The following is a 17,598-nucleotide window of genomic DNA, read 5'->3' on the forward strand; positions in this document are numbered from 1 at the left end:
CATTCATAGAAGAGGATACTTCGCTTAACACTGGAGGAAGTTATGTGAGAATAACCATTTTAATTCTAACGATGCTCCTTCTTTCATCCTGCAGTATAACAAAAGTAAATCAGAAACCATTTCTAGAAGTAGAACGAAATGATCCCCTCAACAATCTTGGCAAGAATGCTAGCTTCAATAAAACAATAGATAACGTAGAACAAATAAAAACTCTAATCGATTACATTGAGAAGCTTCCTCCTTTTCCTAAAGAACTCATTCACTGTCCAATGGATAATGGAGTAAACTATGATTTAAAGTTTAATCGAATATATAACAATAATGTCGTAAACGTAAACGCGACAGGATGCCGACAAGTAAAACTAAATGATAAAGTGTATAGGGCAATAGATCCGAATGGGCAAGAGTTTAGAGATTATCTAATAAAAATTTTAGGATTAAGCGAGGAAGAATTCACAAGATTAAGCAAATGAAACCCAATTGGCGAAATTCGTTTCCATGTAGACATAGCTTCCCAAGAGGCTATGTTTTTTTGTTTAAAAAGCAATAGAAATGAATAGGAATACAGAGCAAAACAGATACTCACACAGTAGAACCAAGAACGGAAAACACCATTATTCTTCATAGGATCTTTCCGAAAGATTGCGCGAATGCTCGCATTAGCGATTCTGACCGGTTCCCGGCTTGTCTGCCGGAAGTTTGCCGAAGTATTCGAGAAACTTGCCGGCGGGAGCGGACAAGTACTTGTCCTTCATCCATATGGCGGCGATGCGCGTTTTCAAAACGTCGCTCGCGATTTCACGGGTTATTAGGTTGCCACTGCCGGCGATCCGTAAGGCCGACTCAGGCACGAGGCCTATGCCGAGGCCGGCTTTGGCCCAATGCAAGGTTGTGCGGGCGTCATCGTTCAAGCAGAAAATTTCCGGCTCGAACCCGACGAGGCCGCAAGCCTCGCGTATCATCGCTTCGAACCGCCGATAGAGGATCAACGGCCGCTGGGCAAGCTCGTTAATGCGGATCGGAGATGTCCCATCCTCCCAAGCGAGTTCCGGCGTCATGACGGCAACCATCGGCTCGGGCTCCATGTACAAGCACTCAAAGGGAGCGGAGGGAAAGGGCGTACGCACAATTCCTACCTCCACGATTCCTTTACGCAGCATGTCGAGGACAGCGAAAGTGTTCCCTTCGTGCAGCTCAAATTTGACGCCGGCATAAGCCCGGTGAAAATCGGCCAGTTTCTCCTCCAGCAGCGCTGCGCCGGAAGAGGATACGGTGCCGATGGATAGCGTTCCCGTTAAGCCTTTGGCATAATCCTCGATCTCCCGCATGGCGGATTCGGTGAGGCTGATGATTTGTTGTGCGCGGTCACGGAGCAGTTCACCTGCTCCGGTGAGCCGGACGTTTCGCGCCTCTCTTTCCACCAGCTTTACGCCGAGCTCCTCCTCCAGCAGGCGCAGCTGCTGGCTAAGCGGCGGTTGGGCCATCTGCAGCCGCTTGGCCGCCGCCGTGATCTGGCCCTCTTCGGCTATAGCAAGAAAATAGGTTAATTGGCGGATATCCATTCGAGGCTGCTCCTTTTATACCACCGGTTATCCATATGCAAATCGTATGGAAACGATATGAAACGTATATTTTTCATATGCCAGCGAATATGCCATAATCATAACCGATGGAAGAAAAACGTCAACTCTACAGCTAGGGTGTGAATGGAATTGCGCGAGTTAACGGGGTTTTTGAAAAATTTTCGCAAGGAATGCATCATCGGTCCGTTTTTCAAGCTGCTGGAGGCGATCTTGGAGCTGCTGCTGCCTACGGTTGTTGCTTTAATCATTAATAACGGGGTGGCTCGCCATGATTCCTCTTATGTTCTGCGCATGGGCGGGGTGATGCTGGCGATGACGGTTTGTGGATATCTGAGCTCACTCGTCTGCCAATACTATGCGGCACGCGCCTCTCAGGGTTTTGGCACATTACTGCGGAATTCGCTGTTTCGCCGCATCTCGTCTTTTTCCTACGCGGAGCTGGATCGTTTAGGAACCTCCACCTTGACCAACCGACTCACAAACGATGTCAATCAACTGCAGCTTGCCGTGGCGATGCTGATCCGGCTCGCTATCCGCGCTCCGTTTATCTGCATTGGGGCGATCGTCATGGCGATGATCCTCGACTTTCCCCTTTCGCTCGTGGTGCTGGCGACTGCTCCGGTGTTTGCCGTGCTGCTTTACTGGATTATTAGCCGTACCTCGCCACTCTACCGCAGCTACCAACGAAAACTGGATGGCCTCGCCGTCGTGTTAAGCGAGAACTTGTCCGGCGTCCGGGTTATCCGTGCTTTCGCAAAAGCGCTGAGGGAGAAAGGCCGCTTCCGGGCCGCCTCCGACGACCTGACAGCCACTGGCATCCGGGTCGGTCGGTTGTCCGCATTAATGAATCCATTCACCACACTGGTTGTCAACGCAGGCATCATTGCCATCCTCTGGGTAGGCGGTATTCGGATTGACAACGGCCGCATGTCCCAGGGGGAGATCATCGCCTTTATCAATTATGTCACGCAGATACTGCTGGCACTCATCGTTGTGTCGAATCTGGTGATTATTTTCACCAAGGCGTTTTCCTCCGCTGGGCGGGTGAGCGAGATTTTGGCGATTGAGCCGTCGGTTGCAAATGGGGCTACTACAGCTTCCAAGGAAACCACATCCTTGTCCACTCCGGCAGCTACAGCCAACTGCGCCATCGAATTCTCTAGCGTCTCCTTCGGATATAGCACGACAGGAGAGCTGGCGCTTGCGGATATCACAGTAGCCATAGGCCGTGGCGAGACAGTGGGCCTTATCGGCGGTACCGGTTCTGGCAAATCTACCTTCATCAATCTCATTCCGCGGTTTTACGACACGACGAAAGGCGAAGTGAAGGTAAATGGCGTCCCGGTGGGGGATTACCCGCTGGCCGAGCTGCGCTGTAAAATTGGGCTTGTTCCACAGAAGGCGATGCTCTTCACCGGAACGGTGGCGGAGAACATTCGCTGGGGCAAGGAGGACGCATCGGATGAGGAGGTGCACAGCGCCGCCCTCATCGCCCAGGCGGATGAATTTATCCGCCAGTTGCCTGAAGGATATGACACGCCGCTTACTCGGGGAGGGCTCAACTTATCCGGCGGTCAGAAGCAGCGCCTCACTATCGCCCGGGCCGTGGTTGCCCGGCCGGAGATTCTCATCCTTGACGATTCGTCAAGCGCCCTCGACTTCGCCACGGATGCAGCGCTGCGCCGAGCCATTCGTGAGAACAGCGAGGGGGCCACGGTGCTCCTCGTGTCCCAGCGCGTCAGCACGATCCAACATGCCGACAAGATCCTTGTGTTCGATGAAGGGCGTTTAGCCGGAGTCGGCAAGCACGATGAATTGATGCGTACAAGTGAGACTTACCGCGAGATTGCGCTGTCTCAGTTGGAAGCTAGCGAGAAGGAGGCGGCGGCACAATGAACGCGACAACCTGGCAAATCTGGAAACGGCTTATCGCCTATGCCGAAAACAACCGCCGCCTCACCATCGGCTCCGTGCTGGCCGCTCTCGTCAGCGTCGCTGCTAGCGTTGCCGGACCGCTCCTGATCGGCCGGGCTGTTGATCGGATGATCGGGCCTGGCGCGGTGGGCTTCCGAGCGATTGGCAGCATTCTCCTGGGGCTCGGAGTCATCTATGCGATCGGCAGTTTGTTTGCCTGGATTCTCACTTATTGGACGAACAAGATCGCCTACCAAACGGTCAACCGGATGCGCGCCGACTTGTTTGATCAGTTGAATCGGCTGCCGCTAAAGTTCCATGACAACACGCCCCGCGGCGATACGATCAGCCGCTTCGTCAACGATATGGACGCTGTCTCTGACGGAATCCTGCAGGGGATGTCCACTTTTCTCACGGGGATCTTCACCATTATCGGAGCGATTGGCTTCATGCTTTACATCAGCCCGCTGATGACCCTCGTCGTGCTTCTTTCGGCGCCTGTCTCCTATTTTGTCGCTCGCTATATCACCAAGAGTTCCCAAAAATTGTTCCGCGAGCAGGCAAAATTTCTCGGCAGCCTGAACGGGTACGCAGAGGAGATCATTGGTGGACAGCGGATCGTGCAAGCTTTTCACTACGAGGAGCACATTAACCGGGAGTTCCAAGAACGCAACGAGGAGTTGTACAAGGTTGGGGTCAAATCGCAGTTTTACGGGTCACTGGCCAACCCGACCACCCGCATTGTCAATAACATTACTTTTTCCATCGTCGCCGTCATCGGCAGCCTGGATATTATCTACGGCGGGATTACAGTCGGGGATCTCTCCAGTTTCTTGATCTATTCCAATCTGTTCGCCAAGCCCTTCAACGAAGTGACCGGCGTGCTGGCACAGATCCAGGCGGCGACTGCGTCTTTGCAGCGGATTTTTGCCATATTGGATCACGAACCGGAAATTCCGGACACATCGTCCGCACGCGAACTGCCGGCTGTGCAAAGCACCATCGTTTTCGATCATGTGAGCTTCCGTTATACCCCAGACCGGCCGCTGATTGCCGATTTCAGTCTGGAGGTTCCACCGGGAACACGAGTAGCCATCGTAGGGCAAACCGGTGCGGGGAAAACGACGCTCGTCAACCTGCTCATGCGTTTTTATGATGTGGATGGCGGCAGCATCCGTGTGGATGGAACGGATATCCGCAGCTTAACGCGGGATAGCCTGAGAAAAAGCTTCGGCATGGTGCTGCAGGATACCTGGCTGTTTGGTGGCAGCATCCGCGACAACATCGCCTATGGCAAGCCGGAAGCTACAGAGGAGGAGATCATGGCGGCGGCCAAGGCCTCGCATGCCCATGGATTCATCATGCGGCTTCCCGAAGGTTACGATACGCTCCTGTCGGCTTCCGGGGATAATCTCTCGCAAGGGCAAAAACAGCTCCTAACCATCGCCCGCGTCATGCTAGCCGATCCTCCGATGCTCATCCTGGACGAAGCGACCAGCAGCATCGACACACGCACCGAGCTGCGCATTCAAAAAGCCTTCCTCCGGTTAATGGAGGGGCGGACCAGCTTCATCATCGCCCATCGGTTATCGACGATTCGCGAGGCCGATCTGATCCTTTTTATGCGGAACGGAAATATTGAAGAAAAAGGAACGCACGAGCAACTGCTTGAGTTGAATGGCGGTTATGCGGCACTCTATAACAGCCAGTTCGCCGCTGTGTGAAGCAGCTCATCCCTCTGAAACCGATGCGTCGGGCACGGCGTAATATGAAGAAGATAGAAACCTAAGATGACCGTATTACGGTGTGTGTAGGAGGGAACAGCATGGATTTTCTGAAAAAAGCCGGCCATTTCACTGGCAAGATGACAGGTCTCGTGATCGGCGGCAGCGTTCGGGTGGTTGGTGAATTGGCGGGCAGCCCATTCATCAAGGAGATCGGAGACAGCGTGGAAAAGGTGACCGTCAAGACGGGGGATACGCTTGGAACGGCAGCCAGCGGGTTATGGGACACGGGTGCAGGTCTGATCACTGCCGATCCGGTTCAGCGAGACAGCGGGCTCGCCGATCTCGGAGGAGCTGCCCGGAGTGTGGCGCGGGGAACGGTGCAGGGAGCGGAATACGTCTACCGGAACGGTAAAGATGCGGTGGATGGCTTGCGAGAAAATGACTCTAAGCAGGTAAAAAGCGCGGCCAAAAATCTCGTCAAAGCCGCCGCCATCGGCGCTTTGGCTGTAGGTGTCATCGACGTTGTGGACGGTCCTGACGGAATAGAGGGTTAGTAGAAGAATCACTATCGAATTTCTTTGGGACCAATAACGCATTAAGATCAGTCAGAACGAGTGATCTTCATGCGTTTTTTATTTTGTGAGATTGGCAACCTATTGAATTCCAAAGGAGTGAGACGGTTGGGGTGGAGCGAACTGAGAGGAATTCCAAATGAATATAATCAAACCATAAAGGAAATCGACGAAAGAATTATTGAGTTGATTTCCCTAAGGCGCACGAAAGTAGAAGGAAGAAGGTATTATCCATCAATTGAACAAATAGCCGAATGGTCAACAAGATTTGAACTGGATGAATCACAAATCCATTATATTATGCAGAGTTTGCAAGACCAAATTAGACTTGATTTTCCAGATGAGCTTGGCGAACTTAATAACGTATTATCTATTATGAAAAAATCAGTTGCAGAATCCTGTGAGTATACACTTACCCATGCCATGCAATATGAGAAAGCGAGTATTGTGTTTGTAGAAATTAAGCTTCTGGATAATAGCCAAGGTGAGGTTCATCTTAAACCAAATCTCTTCCTACATATTATCAATAATCAACAGTACTCGGTTCGAAGACACGGAAGTCGTGGAGGAGGAGCGCAAACGGAAATGCAATTTATGGTTATTCCACCGCTTCCGGAAAATTTGGAGAATCTCGAATTCTCATTAGTTCCGACTGCTTTATTTGCTGAAAGAAAAATTAAAGAAGTAATTCTAAATAAACAAATTGATTTTAAGTAGAATCTGCATTGGCGAAATGATGAGGGCTTCCATAACTCGGGAAAGGTTATATAGGGCAATTTGGGGGCGACTTTGTGAAACGGAACATATCGAACTTAATGAGTATCATGTTGATAATCGCAGCTATTTCAGGATGCAAGGGAGCCTCCAATCATGAGATCGCAAACAATGCCGCTAATCCAACAAATGATGGAACCACCACAGCAGTATCGGCGACTGACTTAACCTCAACTCAGGGGGATAAGGAAATTAGTAAAATAAGAGACTTTAATATTGACGATATGTAGTTGCAGCAGCGTTATATCCAGCTTAAACCCGAAGATGGCCTTTGTATTAGCAGGTCATCTTTTTGCTGTCTATTAATTAGCATGTAGAATGCTGAAAAGTTTTGTAATATTATAGAAGAATATGGCTGGAAAAACACGGTCCAGAGGGGATTAGGCTATGAAGAAATTGTCGGCTTTGCTTATTGTTTTTGTGATGCTAACAACGTTGGTTAGTTCTCCGATATCTTTAGCTGCTTCTTACTTTTCGAACAACTCGGCGCTGAACAGCATGTTTCAACAATTGGAGAAGGTGTTTCTTCAATACAAAAAAGATGAGCTTGTGCCCTTAAAAGATTATGGCATCATCATCGGGTCGGAAGAAGACAAGAAGGATATGATACCGAGAACGAAAAAGCCGATTTCAGCTCAGCAAATGAAAGCGGCAGCCCAGAAGAAGCTTAACGATATCAAAGTTGCCGTTGAGATCAAGGAAGAGGAACTGGGCGGCCTCACTCAACAGGATTACAAAACGATATCCGACCATTTTAACAAAGAGCTTATGATTGCGGCGAAATACAGTAATTTCGGCTGGGATACGGAAGGAAAAGAAGTCCATTTGTATTTGGATATTAATAGCTTTGACGATGAGGACATGTGCGATTTCAAAGATCTGGTTGGCAAATTCGCGACAATGGGCAAAGCAAAAGACGAAGTGAATCAGGCCGATCTGCAAGTCAAAGATAATATTATCCGGTATTTGAATCAATCGATTCAAAGAGGGAATACCATAAGTCCGGAAATCCTTGAAAACTTGCCTACGGCCGTTGAAAATTTGTTCGTAGAGCATCAACTATCCAAGATAGAAGCAGCACGCGCTCTCGCGCTTATCCACAAGGAAATCTATCCTCCGGAAGGCCAAAGCTATCAATACGATAAGTATGACGGATCGAAATCCCTTGCTGAATTTATCGACGATTACGACTATCAGATCGAAGGAATTCAAGAAGACCGTGAAAAAGAAAAACAACTGGAGTATTATGTTTTCCCTGCAGATGAGCCCTCCCCTCGTGCCAAACAGAAAATAACGGAAGACATCATAGATGGAAGTTTACCGGAATCCTTTGCATATGGATTTAATAAGCCGATCACGCTGGGTGAATTGGCCAAGCTATATTTTGGATCAGGGGATAATGATAACGACAAAGAGGTGCTGGAAAAGACCGTCATTGACGATCCTGCATTCGATGCCGACAGCCCGGACTACATTAAATTGGCTTATATCTTTGGGATGATCGACGACACGACGAATTTGGACAAACCGATGACTCGGGTGGAGGCAGCAAGAAAGTTTGCGAAAGGCATTATTTATGATGATTATTGGGATGATCTACAAGTTACGGATGCTGCGAAAATCCCCATCGCTGATCAAGTTTCGGTAGCCACTTGCATTAAGCACGGAATGAAAACCAGAATCGATAAGTTCGAACCGCAGAGCAGCTATACGAGAGAAGAAGCGATCCTTGATCATAACTCGCTTGATGTGTTCTTTATCAGAGGGTATAAATTCTCCTCTAGGATTACCGACGCTTCTAAAGTCATCGTTGGAAAAAACACGCTCCAACTGCTTTTTGATAGCACCAGCGACATGAAAACATTTATTGAAGATAATTATGGAGATACGGTTATAGGCAACATCAAACCGACGGGCAACTATACAAAAATCGATACAGGCGGTGCGCTGATTGAATTCTTCACCCCGCAAAATGGCATTAAATTTACCGTTAAAAACGGAACGACGAATTTTGATCTCGAAGAAGGCGTCTACGGGCCGGGAGTACCCTACAAGATTGAACCGAAAGTCGTGAAAAGCACGGATAAAGTGGATATGAACATGCAGATCGATTCTACGTTCAAAAAGCTGAATGCCAAGCTGGACGCCATTTTGGCGAAGATCATCAAGCCGAATATGACTCAGGAACAAAAAGTGAAAGCGATCCATGACTATGTGGTTCTGCATGTAACGTACGACATCAAATACCTAGATGAGCAATCCCTTGAAAGTGTTTTTGTAACCATTGACAAAGGAAGAGGCGTCTGCGGAGACTACTCGCTGCTGTTTATGCATTTGTGCCGAAGAGCAGGCATTCCTTGTATTTATGAAGCCGGTTATTTGGATATACCTCACGCTTGGAATTCCGTTTATGTCAATAATCAATGGCTGTTCGTGGACACGACCTGGGATGACGATGACAGCGGAAAAATCAAATACACCTACTTCCTGAAAGACCGCTTTACCTTCATGAGGGATCATACCCCGTTAATGGGTTCTCCGGATAAAGATGTATTTGTGGATATTGATCCGATGAACATCAAATCGCAGGATGAGCTGCGCGGCTACTTGCTGCAAAACTTCATTTGGACGGATGGCTATCAACTGACCTTCCGCATGGCTGATAAAAATATAAAGCCGGTCATCGGATATATGCACGATTATTATGTAACGGTCAGTCTGAAGTATGATGCGAAAAACAACCTGTATACCGTCATAGCAAAAGATAAATAGGAATAAACGATTGTTTTATAACCAATAAACGCCCTAGCCTGCGATTAATGCGATGGCTGGGGCGTTTTGTCGTGGATACCCGTTGGCTGTATAATCATGGTAATGAATCATAAAAATCTACATAAGAGGTTGTGAAACATGGAACCGGAATTTTTTAAAGATATCATTGATTCACCAGAGGAGCTTCGGTCAATGTTTAACGATCCCAGCCCATTAGTAGAGAATAAGGTTATTTCATGTATGGATAACCACTGTCGTGAATTTATAGCAAAATCACCGATCGTTTTTATCGCAACCAGTGATTCGTCGGGCAATTGCGATGTTTCTCCTAGAGGGGATGCGCCGGGGTTTGTGCTTGTGCTGGATGAAAACCATCTCGTCGTTCCTGAACGCCCAGGCAACCGAAGATTTGATTCATTGGGCAACATTATTCAGAACCCAAAGATCGGATTGATTTTTATTATTCCTGGGCTTGAGGAAACGTTGAGACTAAACGGAAAAGCTAGAGTAATTAAGGATAAAAAGATTCTGCAGCGCCTAGAGGCATATGGAAAAGTACCAATGATAGGAATTGGTGTTGAGGTGGAGGAAGGGTTTATCCAATGTGCGAAAGCCTTTAAGCGTTCCAATCTTTGGGATTATCGCTCTTGGCCCGACAAGGACGACTTACCGAAACCATCTGCAATCATAGCCGAACATACGAAAAAATTAAAATTATCCGAAGCTGAAGTAGCCAGTTCAATGAAAGAAAGCTACGAAAAACGATTATATTGAAGGACTCAATTGACTCTGAGTTTTCTCGTAGGCAGAAAGCGGTGAACCGCCATGATAACGAATAAAAGACTGCACCTTTTGAAATGGGGTCGGAGGAACAATGAGTGCTAAGTATGTTGCCTATCAATCAACAATCGCTGATTTGGATGAATTATCACCTATTTTTAATGAGTATCGTATATTTTACGGGCAGCAGTCTAATGTAGAAGGAGCTTATGACTTCTTATTTGAACGTTTCGAACACCAAGAATCTATTATTTTTGCAATAAGGGATACGGAAAAGAACATGATCTGCGGATTTGCCCAATTGTATCCCGTTTTTTCTTCGATATCTTTGAAAAGATCACTGCTATTAAACGATTTATATGTACTCGAAGATTACAGGAAGCAAGGTTTGGGGCAATTATTGCTGGATGAAGCAAGGAAATACGCTAATCTTATAAAAGCAAAAGGGATAGAACTGTCGACCGGAATTAATAACGTACAGGCTCAACGTTTGTATGAACGGAATGGCTATGCGAAAGACCAAGAGTTTTATCATTATTTTTTGAGTGCGAAGGATTAAGCTACATAAATGACAAAACTAAAGAAAGAGGGATTTGACGATGATACCGGCTAGAATCAGCTTAGTTACTATCGGAGCAAAGAATGTGCCACAACTCAGAAAGTTCTATCAAGATTTGGGGTGGACGGAAACGGAAATAAGCTCAGATTATTATGCTGTTTTTAAAACTTCAGGCGTCTTACTCTCTATCTTCCCAATGGATGATTTACTGAAAGATGCGGGGCTGGAAGTTTCAGAGATTTCGGTTCCATATAAAGGTGTAACTTTCTCAATTAATGTAGATGAAATCGCAGAGGTAGATCTTATTATAAATCAAGTAAAAGATAGGGGAGGAAAAATCATTAAGGAGCCAAGCGATGCATCTTGGGGAGGAAGAAATGGTCATTTTATGGACCCGGAAAATAATTTGTGGGAAGTCGCTTGGAATCCTACTTCCATTTTTAATGAATACGGGGCAATGGTTTCTTTTTAGGGCTATGATGAGAGTGAATAAGAAAGGAACCTATATATGATAGAATTTCTGGATGCTAGCCCGTCAGATCCAATCAAAATAATTGTCGGGGCCTCTTCGCAATCCTACCCGGGATGGATTCAAACTCAAGAAGAGGAGTTAAACTTACTTAAGCGGTCGGATTGGGAAAAGAATTTTGGAAACCGTAAAATGGATGTCATTTTATCGGAGCATGTATGGGAACACTTATCCTTTGAGGAAGGAATTCAGGCTGCAAGGATTTGCTATGACTTTTTGAAACCAAATGGATATATAAGATGTGCCGTGCCAGATGGTTATTTTAAGAATGAATGGTATCAAAATGTGGTGCAAGTAGGCGGGCCGGGTCCTAAAGATCATCCGGCAGCAAGTCATAAGATTGTACATACCTATAAAACCTTAACCAGGGTTTTTGAAGAAGCAGGTTTTGAAATTCAATTACTTGAATACTGCGATGAGGAAGGACAATTTCATTTTAACGAATGGGATCCTCATGACGGCTTTATTTATAGATCCTATCGATACGACCACCGAAATCAGGATGGGGTATTGGGGTTTGTGTCTCTAATTGTAGATGCAGTAAAGAAGTAAGGCACCGTATGAACGGAAGGAGAAATCAATGAGGGTAAAGCTCAAGCCAGATGATTTAACTAGCAGTAATTTAAGTTGGTTATGTGTTCAGCCAATGCTTTTAGCTGTCCGGGGGAAAGATCTCCAAGCAAAATTGGAAATGTATAATCAGTTAAACGAGGGCCAGAAGGGGCTATATTTGTATTATTCATTCCATAATCACACTAAGACAATGGCCGAGTTTTATTGGTTCTCCGCTTACAATATAAATGAACTTCAATCTTGGAAGGGAATCAAAAATGGAGTGTTATTTTTTCAGGAAGACAGTAGTATGGCTGAATTATTTGATGATATAGAAATGCTTATAGTAAATCGAAACAGCAGAATGAGCAAACCGATTAGTCCATCTGATTTAGAATGCGATAATGAGCTGTTTGCTGATGTGAAAAAGCGATACGACAACTATATTCAACACTCTGAAATTATTATTAGCAGAATGAACAACTGGATTAGAGCCCATAAAGAAGATTTCATTGAAGTTGATGAATAAAGTAGTTTTTATGATTCGAACCGCTCATGAATGAGCGGTTCTCTATTTTTACCTAGATTTGTCAGGGGCTAATCTTGCCGGTTGGCTATAAGAAAGCCTTCCTTCGTTTCCACTGCGATTTTACTGTCATCTTTGCCTTTAATCGAATATAGATCGAACATTAATCCAAACCCATGATACGCGATACCTCCAACTTTTTTATCTACTTTTTTAGTTCTTTTGTTGGTGACATCATAATGATGGCCGTTATAAGTTAATATAAGATCTTTTCTCCACGTTTGAGCAATCTGGGACGGGGTTATTTGAGGATTGATTGCTTCACTGCTTTTTGAATTATGAAGGTATAGAAAAGAAGCAGCAAAAAGTAAGCACAAAACAAGAAAAGGAAGAAGAAAGTTTTTGATGGGTTTATGCATAGAGATGCGCCTTCTTTCTCTGGACGATACAATTTATAACGGTTATGATTACTAAAATCTACTGGAAGCAAATCGCCATTCCATTCAAATGTCCGAAGGAGTGTTGGTTGATGAGCAAATCATTCATGTTCACACGCATAGGCTATGTTTATGTACCGACTTCAAACATCGATGAATCGATCGAATGGTATACGCGCAAATGGTGTTGAGGTTGATGATTTGCACACGCTTGGGGTAGGAGAAGCTAAGTATTTTTATTTTAAAGATAACCAGGGTAATCTTTTGGAAGCCGCATGGTCAATGTGGGATTCAAAGGATGAGATAAAAGATAATTTTTAATCTAGTGAAGGTAGGTAACCCATGAACAAAAAGACGACTATCTATCTCGTAAGACACGGTCAAACAGAGTGGAACATAGAGCACCGCTTTCAGGGTCATCAAGATTCTCCTTTGACGGAATTGGGAGTCCAACAAGCGATGTGGTTAGGGGAATCTCTACATAATGAAGACATCGATGTGATTTACTCCAGTTCTAGCAACAGAGCGGTGAAGACGGCGGAATTGATCAACGGGAGCCGAACTCTTCCGATCAATAAAAAAGACGAACTAAAAGAAATCAACCTGGGCATATGGGAAGGACAGCTTCAGGATGTAGCCAAAGAGCAGTATTCTCAGGAGTATCATGCTTTCTGGAATGATCCGGAGAGGTTTCAATTGGAGGGCGCCGAAACTTTTTTTGATGTTTCCAAGCGTGCGATTACTCTATTGAATCAAATCGTCCGGGAGAATGAGGGCAAAGCGATTTTGATTGTTTCTCATACGGTCGTAGTTAAGCTGATCATGGCGCATTTTGAGAACCGGTTAATGAAAGATGTGTGGAATCCGCCATTCATTCATCCCGCGTGCTTGTGCAAAATCGAGATAGATAACGATGAGCCGACTATTCTTCTGCACGGAGATATTACGCATTATAAGCAGGATATTGGCGTTAAGTGGTGAAAGGATTCAAGGTGATTTTACGCAGCTTGTTCAATAAAATAGATCAAAAAACACACATCAGGAATTAGGCGGAAAAATGGCTTACCTGAGTTGTGTTTTTTTGTTTATGGGCATGAACGGCTTCCAATCAAATAGGCGGGTGGGAGAAGTATGGGGTTTGATCCAATTCTTATAAAGGGTGATCATGTTCTCTTAAGAAGTATTCGTGAAGATGACCTTCAGGAATTATATAAACAAATATATGGCGATGCGGATGCGGAGTGGACAAAGTTGGATGCTCCCTATGAGCCGTTGGAATTTATACCATTCGATGAGTTTCAAAAAGCGGCCCTATATCGGATCGGAAATATACAACCCAACTCAAGAGTCATCATTCAGGCTAACAACGAAATCATCGGCACTGTAAGCTACTACTGGGTACATAAAGAATCTAATTGGCTTGAAGTTGGAATTTCCATTTATAACCCCAGCTATTGGAATGGGGGGTATGGCACGGAAGCCCTGCGATTATGGATCGATTATTTATTGAACGAGCTGCCATTAGTTCGAATAGGGCTAGCTACTTGGTCCGGAAATAAAAGAATGATGAGAGTTGCGGAAAAGCTCGGAATGCATTTGGAAGGGCAATTAAGAAAATGCAGATTATATAAGGGGATTTATTATGATTCGATTCGAATGGGGATTTTGCGAGAAGAATGGTATGAAGGAAAAAACGTTCATGAAATGGACGAGGTCGTGATGTGATGATTCATGAGTTGCCGATTAACTAATCTTAACGCGAGGGGTATCAGATGACGAGAGTTGGTATTGTTGGAGGAACGGGAAAGCTGGGCAGGGATATCGTTAAGATGCTCATTGATCATAAGGAAATTTCCATTGGCGCCGTTGTAACCCGTAAAGGAAGTTCTTTTGTGGGGAAAGATCTGAGCACGTTAACGGACAATGGCATCGCAGGGGTAGTGATCGAGGATGAGCTTTTGGGGACGGGAGATAAATGCGATCTGTATATGGATTGCACCAGCGCCGATTCTTTTCTCGATAATTATGATGCGTATGTCGAGAACAAAAGGCCCGTTATTTTTGCGACTACAGGGTTTGAGCCTGTCCACATGGATAAAATTCAACAGTTGGCTGAAAGGGTCCCCGTTGTGGTGTGTCCGAATTTTAGCATCGGGGTATATAAATTCCTCAAACTTATTAAGTTGGCGGCAGTTGAGTTCGGCGTGAGTGCAGATATCGATATCATCGAGTATCACCATAAATTCAAGAAAGATAAACCGAGCGGTACGGCTTTAGCAATTGCCGATGCATTAAGAGATTCCGGTTTCGAGCGGGACATCACGATGCACAGCGTGCGGGCAGGAAACATCATTGGAGAGCATCATGTCCAGCTTACGACAGACGATAATGAAAGAATCGAGATATCGCATAAGGCCTATTCCCGTGAAGGTTTCTCCAAAGGTGTGCTGGAGACCATCCATTGGATTATGCAAAAAGAAGAAGCAGGGTTGTACGGGATTGGGGATATTTTTAGGTAGGGTACCACGCCTTCGCAGTCTTGCGTTGGCAACAAACTCCGGTAAGCCGATTTCTTATGGAATCCGAATACAGCGAACTACCGGCGAAGAATTGAATCAGGTTAGTATAACGTATACGTATCTGGGTTTTCGGTTCACTAAGAAGATAGGTCTATGAGGGGCTGTTGGTATTATGAATATTTCGGTAGTGGAGCAGTTGAAGGAGTCTCATGTTTACGACTTGCAGGAGCTGTTTCAACAAGAGCAGTGGACACGTGGGCGTAAACAGAATGATATAGAGATTATGCTGACCCACAGTTTTAACATTGGCTTGATTGATGAGGATCGAGATAAATTGATCGGTTTTTCGAGAGTCGTGACAGATTTTGTGTATAGGGCGACGATTTATGATGTGATCGTACACGCCGATTATCAAGGCAAAGGGTTAGGAAGGAAGCTTCTGGGTAATATCGTCAGCCATCCCCGGTTAAAAGATATCGAGCGAATCGAATTGTACTGTGTCGATGACCGGATTGATTTTTATCGAAAATGGGAGTTTGCGCGGGTAAATGAAACGACGAATATCATGAGAAGGGTAAGCTTGTCCGTTGGCGCAGTTTGAGATATAAAAGAAAACCCCCGTTCCCTTGGGTTCGATCCCTTGGGCAGCGGGGGTTGTTCGTTTGGTTTATGATGCCGAGCTTCTCAGCCTTCTTCTGGCTTTCCACTGCTTGTATTGGAAGTAGACGGTGCAGCCGATGCAATATCCGGCCAGGGCGGCGCCGGCGGCGGCGAACAGCATGACGGCGAAGACGTAACCGGCGACGGTCCAGCCAAGTCCGAAACTTAGCAAGGACAAAGTCAGGAACAGCACGGCCAGCGTGTTATTGAAGCGCTGCAGCTCATAAGCTTCCGTGCGGGATGATGTGGTTTGCAGAAAACTTTTGCCGATCAGCACGAATAGGTTGCCTTTCCCATGAGTCAGCAAGCCGATGACTTGGATGGCCCATAAAGCGGCGATAGCCCAGGGTTCTTGAAAAAGGAAGGCGGCTGCCACCGTCAAAACAATGCCGGTCTGGTTGGCCTTGACGTATGGAACCGGAATTTCTTTTGCGGGCATGAATGATTCCTCCTTTAATTCCGATTGGAATAGTTATATTTTACTCGAAATGGTGGCATCCGTAAATGGTATTTTGGCGATAATTTCTAAATAATGTCTGGTAGTAGGTTTCGACGCGGGAAAAAGCTCCTTGATCAGCCTATTGACCCGTCTTAATGATGTTACGGAGGGCATCGTAGAAATCGACGGCAACGATATCCGCCAACTTCAGCAGCAATCGCTGTATCGGCTCGTTGGCCTGGTGCAGCATTCCCGTTCCGATCAGTCGATGAAAAATGGGCTGTATGCGAAGGGGATGTGACCGAAATGAAAAAGCTGCTCCGCCGGAACGTCCCAAGGGACAGATCGGTCGGAAGCAGCTTTTTTAATATGAAAGCAGTTATACTACCAGCGAAATAGTGAGATCCGCTTCCAGTGTTTCGCCGGGCGGAACGAAGACGAGTTCGTTCTTGCGGTTCAACTCACCGGTTTGCGCCATCCAAGGCTCGACGCAGACGAAGGGGTTCCCCTCCACGGACCACAGCACTACGTATTTGAACGCCTTACTGTAATCCAACCGCACCCGGGTTCCTTCTACCGGCTCAAAGGTGATAGATGGCTTCACTGCGCCCAAGAGGACGAAGGACTCCACTTTGTTTTCCAGGCTGATTGGCCCCTCGATCGGTTTCTCCTGGTTGTCGTTCAGATCCAGGTAGCGGGTGGCGTCGGTCTCGTAGTCGATGCTTTTCTGGTCGGCGGCAAAATAGGGGTGAAAGCCCGGATACATGGGCATTTTTTGATCCGAGCCATTGCGATACTCTTGTCCGATATGGAGAGTGCCGTCCTGCAGCCGGTAGGTAAACAGCAGTTCAAAGGCAAAGGGGTACGCCTTTAAGGTTTCCTCGCTGCTTTGCAGAATAAGCGTAACGGAGGCCTCTCCGTCTTCTTTCGTGGAAACGACCTTCCATGGGTTGGTACGGGCGACTCCGTGATTTTTCATCGTGTACGTAACGCCTTCCCACTCATATTGCCCACCCTGCAGCTGCCCGCTGATGGGGAACAGCACGGGATTGCCACCGCGGATATTTGCCTCCGGATCGTAGAAGGTATCTTTATCCAAATAGAAAAGTTCTTTTCCATGGAGCGTGCAGTTGATGGCAATGCCTCCCCGCTCGGGGCATATGCGGACGATGGAGTTCGTTTCCGTATCCGCCAATTCGACAATCGCATATTTGTCCGTATGTAAACTAACCTGATACCGGTTCATCTTCGTGTC

22 protein-coding genes are annotated in these 17,598 nt (G+C 46.3%); 18 read left to right on the forward strand and 4 right to left on the reverse strand.

The genetic code is table 11. The annotated features are described in order from the left end of the window. Positions 1 to 44: 44 nt before the first annotated feature. The gene (locus tag TJ79_RS19695; RefSeq protein ID WP_040952057.1) at positions 45 to 473 is read left to right on the forward strand and encodes a hypothetical protein; all 429 of its coding nucleotides are present in this window, start codon (positions 45 to 47) and stop codon (positions 471 to 473) included. A gap of 186 nt (positions 474 to 659) precedes the next feature. Here TJ79_RS19695 and TJ79_RS19700 read toward each other — a convergent pair whose 3' ends face one another. Beyond that, a complete protein-coding gene (locus tag TJ79_RS19700; RefSeq protein ID WP_040952058.1) occupies positions 660 to 1,562 on the reverse strand; it encodes a LysR family transcriptional regulator in 903 nt (300 codons plus the stop codon). 150 nt (positions 1,563 to 1,712) lie between these two features. Here TJ79_RS19700 and TJ79_RS19705 point away from each other — a divergent pair, with 150 nt between their 5' ends. From TJ79_RS19705 to TJ79_RS19755, 11 genes are all read left to right on the forward strand, one after another. Then, positions 1,713 to 3,479, forward strand: a complete 1,767-nt coding sequence (locus tag TJ79_RS19705; RefSeq protein WP_202903347.1) for an ABC transporter ATP-binding protein — start codon at positions 1,713 to 1,715, stop codon at positions 3,477 to 3,479. Then, on the forward strand, positions 3,476 to 5,221 hold the full coding sequence (locus TJ79_RS19710) for an ABC transporter ATP-binding protein (protein ID WP_040952060.1): 1,746 nt from the start codon (positions 3,476 to 3,478) through the stop codon (positions 5,219 to 5,221). The genes TJ79_RS19705 and TJ79_RS19710 overlap by 4 nt, the downstream gene beginning before the upstream one ends. Before the next feature lie 101 nt (positions 5,222 to 5,322). Further along, a complete protein-coding gene (locus TJ79_RS19715) occupies positions 5,323 to 5,778 on the forward strand; it encodes a hypothetical protein (protein WP_040952061.1) in 456 nt (151 codons plus the stop codon). A gap of 126 nt (positions 5,779 to 5,904) precedes the next feature. Next, positions 5,905 to 6,513 (forward strand): hypothetical protein, encoded by a 609-nt coding sequence (locus TJ79_RS19720; RefSeq protein WP_040952062.1) that lies wholly within the window; start codon positions 5,905 to 5,907, stop codon positions 6,511 to 6,513. A 74-nt stretch (positions 6,514 to 6,587) separates the two neighbouring features. Next, on the forward strand, positions 6,588 to 6,800 hold the full coding sequence (locus TJ79_RS19725) for a hypothetical protein (RefSeq protein WP_040952063.1): 213 nt from the start codon (positions 6,588 to 6,590) through the stop codon (positions 6,798 to 6,800). A gap of 157 nt (positions 6,801 to 6,957) precedes the next feature. Beyond that, a complete protein-coding gene (locus TJ79_RS26175; RefSeq protein WP_052339778.1) occupies positions 6,958 to 9,342 on the forward strand; it encodes a transglutaminase domain-containing protein in 2,385 nt (794 codons plus the stop codon). Positions 9,343 to 9,480: 138 nt separating this feature from the next. Next, positions 9,481 to 10,116 carry an MSMEG_1061 family FMN-dependent PPOX-type flavoprotein gene (locus TJ79_RS19735; protein WP_040952064.1) on the forward strand — a complete coding sequence of 212 codons (636 nt, stop codon included), beginning with the start codon at positions 9,481 to 9,483 and terminating at the stop codon, positions 10,114 to 10,116. A gap of 100 nt (positions 10,117 to 10,216) precedes the next feature. Further along, positions 10,217 to 10,681 (forward strand): GNAT family N-acetyltransferase, encoded by a 465-nt coding sequence (locus TJ79_RS19740; RefSeq protein WP_040952065.1) that lies wholly within the window; start codon positions 10,217 to 10,219, stop codon positions 10,679 to 10,681. Between the two features lie 40 nt (positions 10,682 to 10,721). Beyond that, positions 10,722 to 11,153 carry a VOC family protein gene (locus TJ79_RS19745; RefSeq protein ID WP_040952066.1) on the forward strand — a complete coding sequence of 144 codons (432 nt, stop codon included), beginning with the start codon at positions 10,722 to 10,724 and terminating at the stop codon, positions 11,151 to 11,153. Positions 11,154 to 11,201: 48 nt separating this feature from the next. Further along, positions 11,202 to 11,762, forward strand: a complete 561-nt coding sequence (locus tag TJ79_RS19750; RefSeq protein WP_420319400.1) for a class I SAM-dependent methyltransferase — start codon at positions 11,202 to 11,204, stop codon at positions 11,760 to 11,762. Positions 11,763 to 11,790: 28 nt separating this feature from the next. Then, positions 11,791 to 12,291 carry a hypothetical protein gene (locus TJ79_RS19755; protein ID WP_040952068.1) on the forward strand — a complete coding sequence of 167 codons (501 nt, stop codon included), beginning with the start codon at positions 11,791 to 11,793 and terminating at the stop codon, positions 12,289 to 12,291. A 68-nt stretch (positions 12,292 to 12,359) separates the two neighbouring features. Here TJ79_RS19755 and TJ79_RS19760 read toward each other — a convergent pair whose 3' ends face one another. Then, complete coding sequence (locus TJ79_RS19760) at positions 12,360 to 12,707, reverse strand: hypothetical protein (RefSeq protein WP_040952069.1); 348 nt, start codon at positions 12,705 to 12,707, stop codon at positions 12,360 to 12,362. Positions 12,708 to 12,878: 171 nt separating this feature from the next. Between TJ79_RS19760 and TJ79_RS28235 the strand changes: the two genes are divergently transcribed. The 5 genes from TJ79_RS28235 to TJ79_RS19780 all read left to right on the forward strand — a co-directional run bounded on the left by TJ79_RS28235 (position 12,879) and on the right by TJ79_RS19780 (position 15,845). Beyond that, the gene (locus TJ79_RS28235) at positions 12,879 to 13,046 is read left to right on the forward strand and encodes a VOC family protein (RefSeq protein ID WP_238323081.1); all 168 of its coding nucleotides are present in this window, start codon (positions 12,879 to 12,881) and stop codon (positions 13,044 to 13,046) included. 21 nt (positions 13,047 to 13,067) lie between these two features. Then, complete coding sequence (locus TJ79_RS19765; protein WP_040952070.1) at positions 13,068 to 13,706, forward strand: histidine phosphatase family protein; 639 nt, start codon at positions 13,068 to 13,070, stop codon at positions 13,704 to 13,706. A gap of 150 nt (positions 13,707 to 13,856) precedes the next feature. Next, positions 13,857 to 14,450, forward strand: coding sequence for a GNAT family N-acetyltransferase (locus tag TJ79_RS19770; RefSeq protein WP_052339779.1), 594 nt, complete (start codon positions 13,857 to 13,859; stop codon positions 14,448 to 14,450). 47 nt (positions 14,451 to 14,497) lie between these two features. After that, a complete protein-coding gene (gene dapB / locus TJ79_RS19775) occupies positions 14,498 to 15,244 on the forward strand; it encodes a 4-hydroxy-tetrahydrodipicolinate reductase (protein ID WP_040952071.1) in 747 nt (248 codons plus the stop codon). Between the two features lie 172 nt (positions 15,245 to 15,416). Beyond that, positions 15,417 to 15,845, forward strand: coding sequence for a GNAT family N-acetyltransferase (locus TJ79_RS19780; RefSeq protein WP_040952072.1), 429 nt, complete (start codon positions 15,417 to 15,419; stop codon positions 15,843 to 15,845). Positions 15,846 to 15,911: 66 nt separating this feature from the next. Here TJ79_RS19780 and TJ79_RS19785 read toward each other — a convergent pair whose 3' ends face one another. Next, positions 15,912 to 16,343: a DUF4395 domain-containing protein gene (locus TJ79_RS19785; RefSeq protein WP_040952073.1), complete on the reverse strand. Its 432-nt coding sequence runs from the start codon at positions 16,341 to 16,343 to the stop codon at positions 15,912 to 15,914. Positions 16,344 to 16,485: 142 nt separating this feature from the next. On the opposite strand from TJ79_RS19785, the gene TJ79_RS28240 reads away from it, so the two are divergent. Continuing rightward, complete coding sequence (locus tag TJ79_RS28240) at positions 16,486 to 16,644, forward strand: hypothetical protein (RefSeq protein WP_337588959.1); 159 nt, start codon at positions 16,486 to 16,488, stop codon at positions 16,642 to 16,644. 78 nt (positions 16,645 to 16,722) lie between these two features. Here TJ79_RS28240 and TJ79_RS19790 read toward each other — a convergent pair whose 3' ends face one another. Continuing rightward, positions 16,723 to 17,589: an aldose epimerase family protein gene (locus TJ79_RS19790; RefSeq protein ID WP_040952074.1), complete on the reverse strand. Its 867-nt coding sequence runs from the start codon at positions 17,587 to 17,589 to the stop codon at positions 16,723 to 16,725. Positions 17,590 to 17,598 lie beyond the last annotated feature (9 nt).

This window comes from Gorillibacterium massiliense, assembly GCF_000455485.1.
In the GTDB taxonomy this organism is placed as follows: Bacteria; Bacillota; Bacilli; order Paenibacillales; family NBRC-103111; genus Gorillibacterium; species Gorillibacterium massiliense.

Bases quoted from the DNA above. Each gene is read 5' to 3' on its own strand.
- TJ79_RS19700 (WP_040952058.1), bottom strand. From the start codon at position 1,562: ATGGATATCCGCCAATTAACCTATTTTCTTGCTATAGCCGAAGAGGGC.
- TJ79_RS19710 (WP_040952060.1), top strand. From the start codon at position 3,476: ATGAACGCGACAACCTGGCAAATCTGGAAACGGCTTATCGCCTATGCC.
- TJ79_RS19715 (WP_040952061.1), top strand. From the start codon at position 5,323: ATGGATTTTCTGAAAAAAGCCGGCCATTTCACTGGCAAGATGACAGGT.
- TJ79_RS26175 (WP_052339778.1), top strand. From the start codon at position 6,958: ATGAAGAAATTGTCGGCTTTGCTTATTGTTTTTGTGATGCTAACAACG.
- TJ79_RS19735 (WP_040952064.1), top strand. From the start codon at position 9,481: ATGGAACCGGAATTTTTTAAAGATATCATTGATTCACCAGAGGAGCTT.
- TJ79_RS19740 (WP_040952065.1), top strand. From the start codon at position 10,217: ATGAGTGCTAAGTATGTTGCCTATCAATCAACAATCGCTGATTTGGAT.
- TJ79_RS19745 (WP_040952066.1), top strand. From the start codon at position 10,722: ATGATACCGGCTAGAATCAGCTTAGTTACTATCGGAGCAAAGAATGTG.
- TJ79_RS19755 (WP_040952068.1), top strand. From the start codon at position 11,791: ATGAGGGTAAAGCTCAAGCCAGATGATTTAACTAGCAGTAATTTAAGT.
- TJ79_RS19760 (WP_040952069.1), bottom strand. From the start codon at position 12,707: ATGCATAAACCCATCAAAAACTTTCTTCTTCCTTTTCTTGTTTTGTGC.
- TJ79_RS28235 (WP_238323081.1), top strand. From the start codon at position 12,879: ATGAATCGATCGAATGGTATACGCGCAAATGGTGTTGAGGTTGATGAT.
- TJ79_RS19765 (WP_040952070.1), top strand. From the start codon at position 13,068: ATGAACAAAAAGACGACTATCTATCTCGTAAGACACGGTCAAACAGAG.
- TJ79_RS19770 (WP_052339779.1), top strand. From the start codon at position 13,857: ATGGGGTTTGATCCAATTCTTATAAAGGGTGATCATGTTCTCTTAAGA.
- dapB (WP_040952071.1), top strand. From the start codon at position 14,498: ATGACGAGAGTTGGTATTGTTGGAGGAACGGGAAAGCTGGGCAGGGAT.
- TJ79_RS19780 (WP_040952072.1), top strand. From the start codon at position 15,417: ATGAATATTTCGGTAGTGGAGCAGTTGAAGGAGTCTCATGTTTACGAC.
- TJ79_RS19785 (WP_040952073.1), bottom strand. From the start codon at position 16,343: ATGCCCGCAAAAGAAATTCCGGTTCCATACGTCAAGGCCAACCAGACC.
- TJ79_RS19790 (WP_040952074.1), bottom strand. From the start codon at position 17,589: ATGAACCGGTATCAGGTTAGTTTACATACGGACAAATATGCGATTGTC.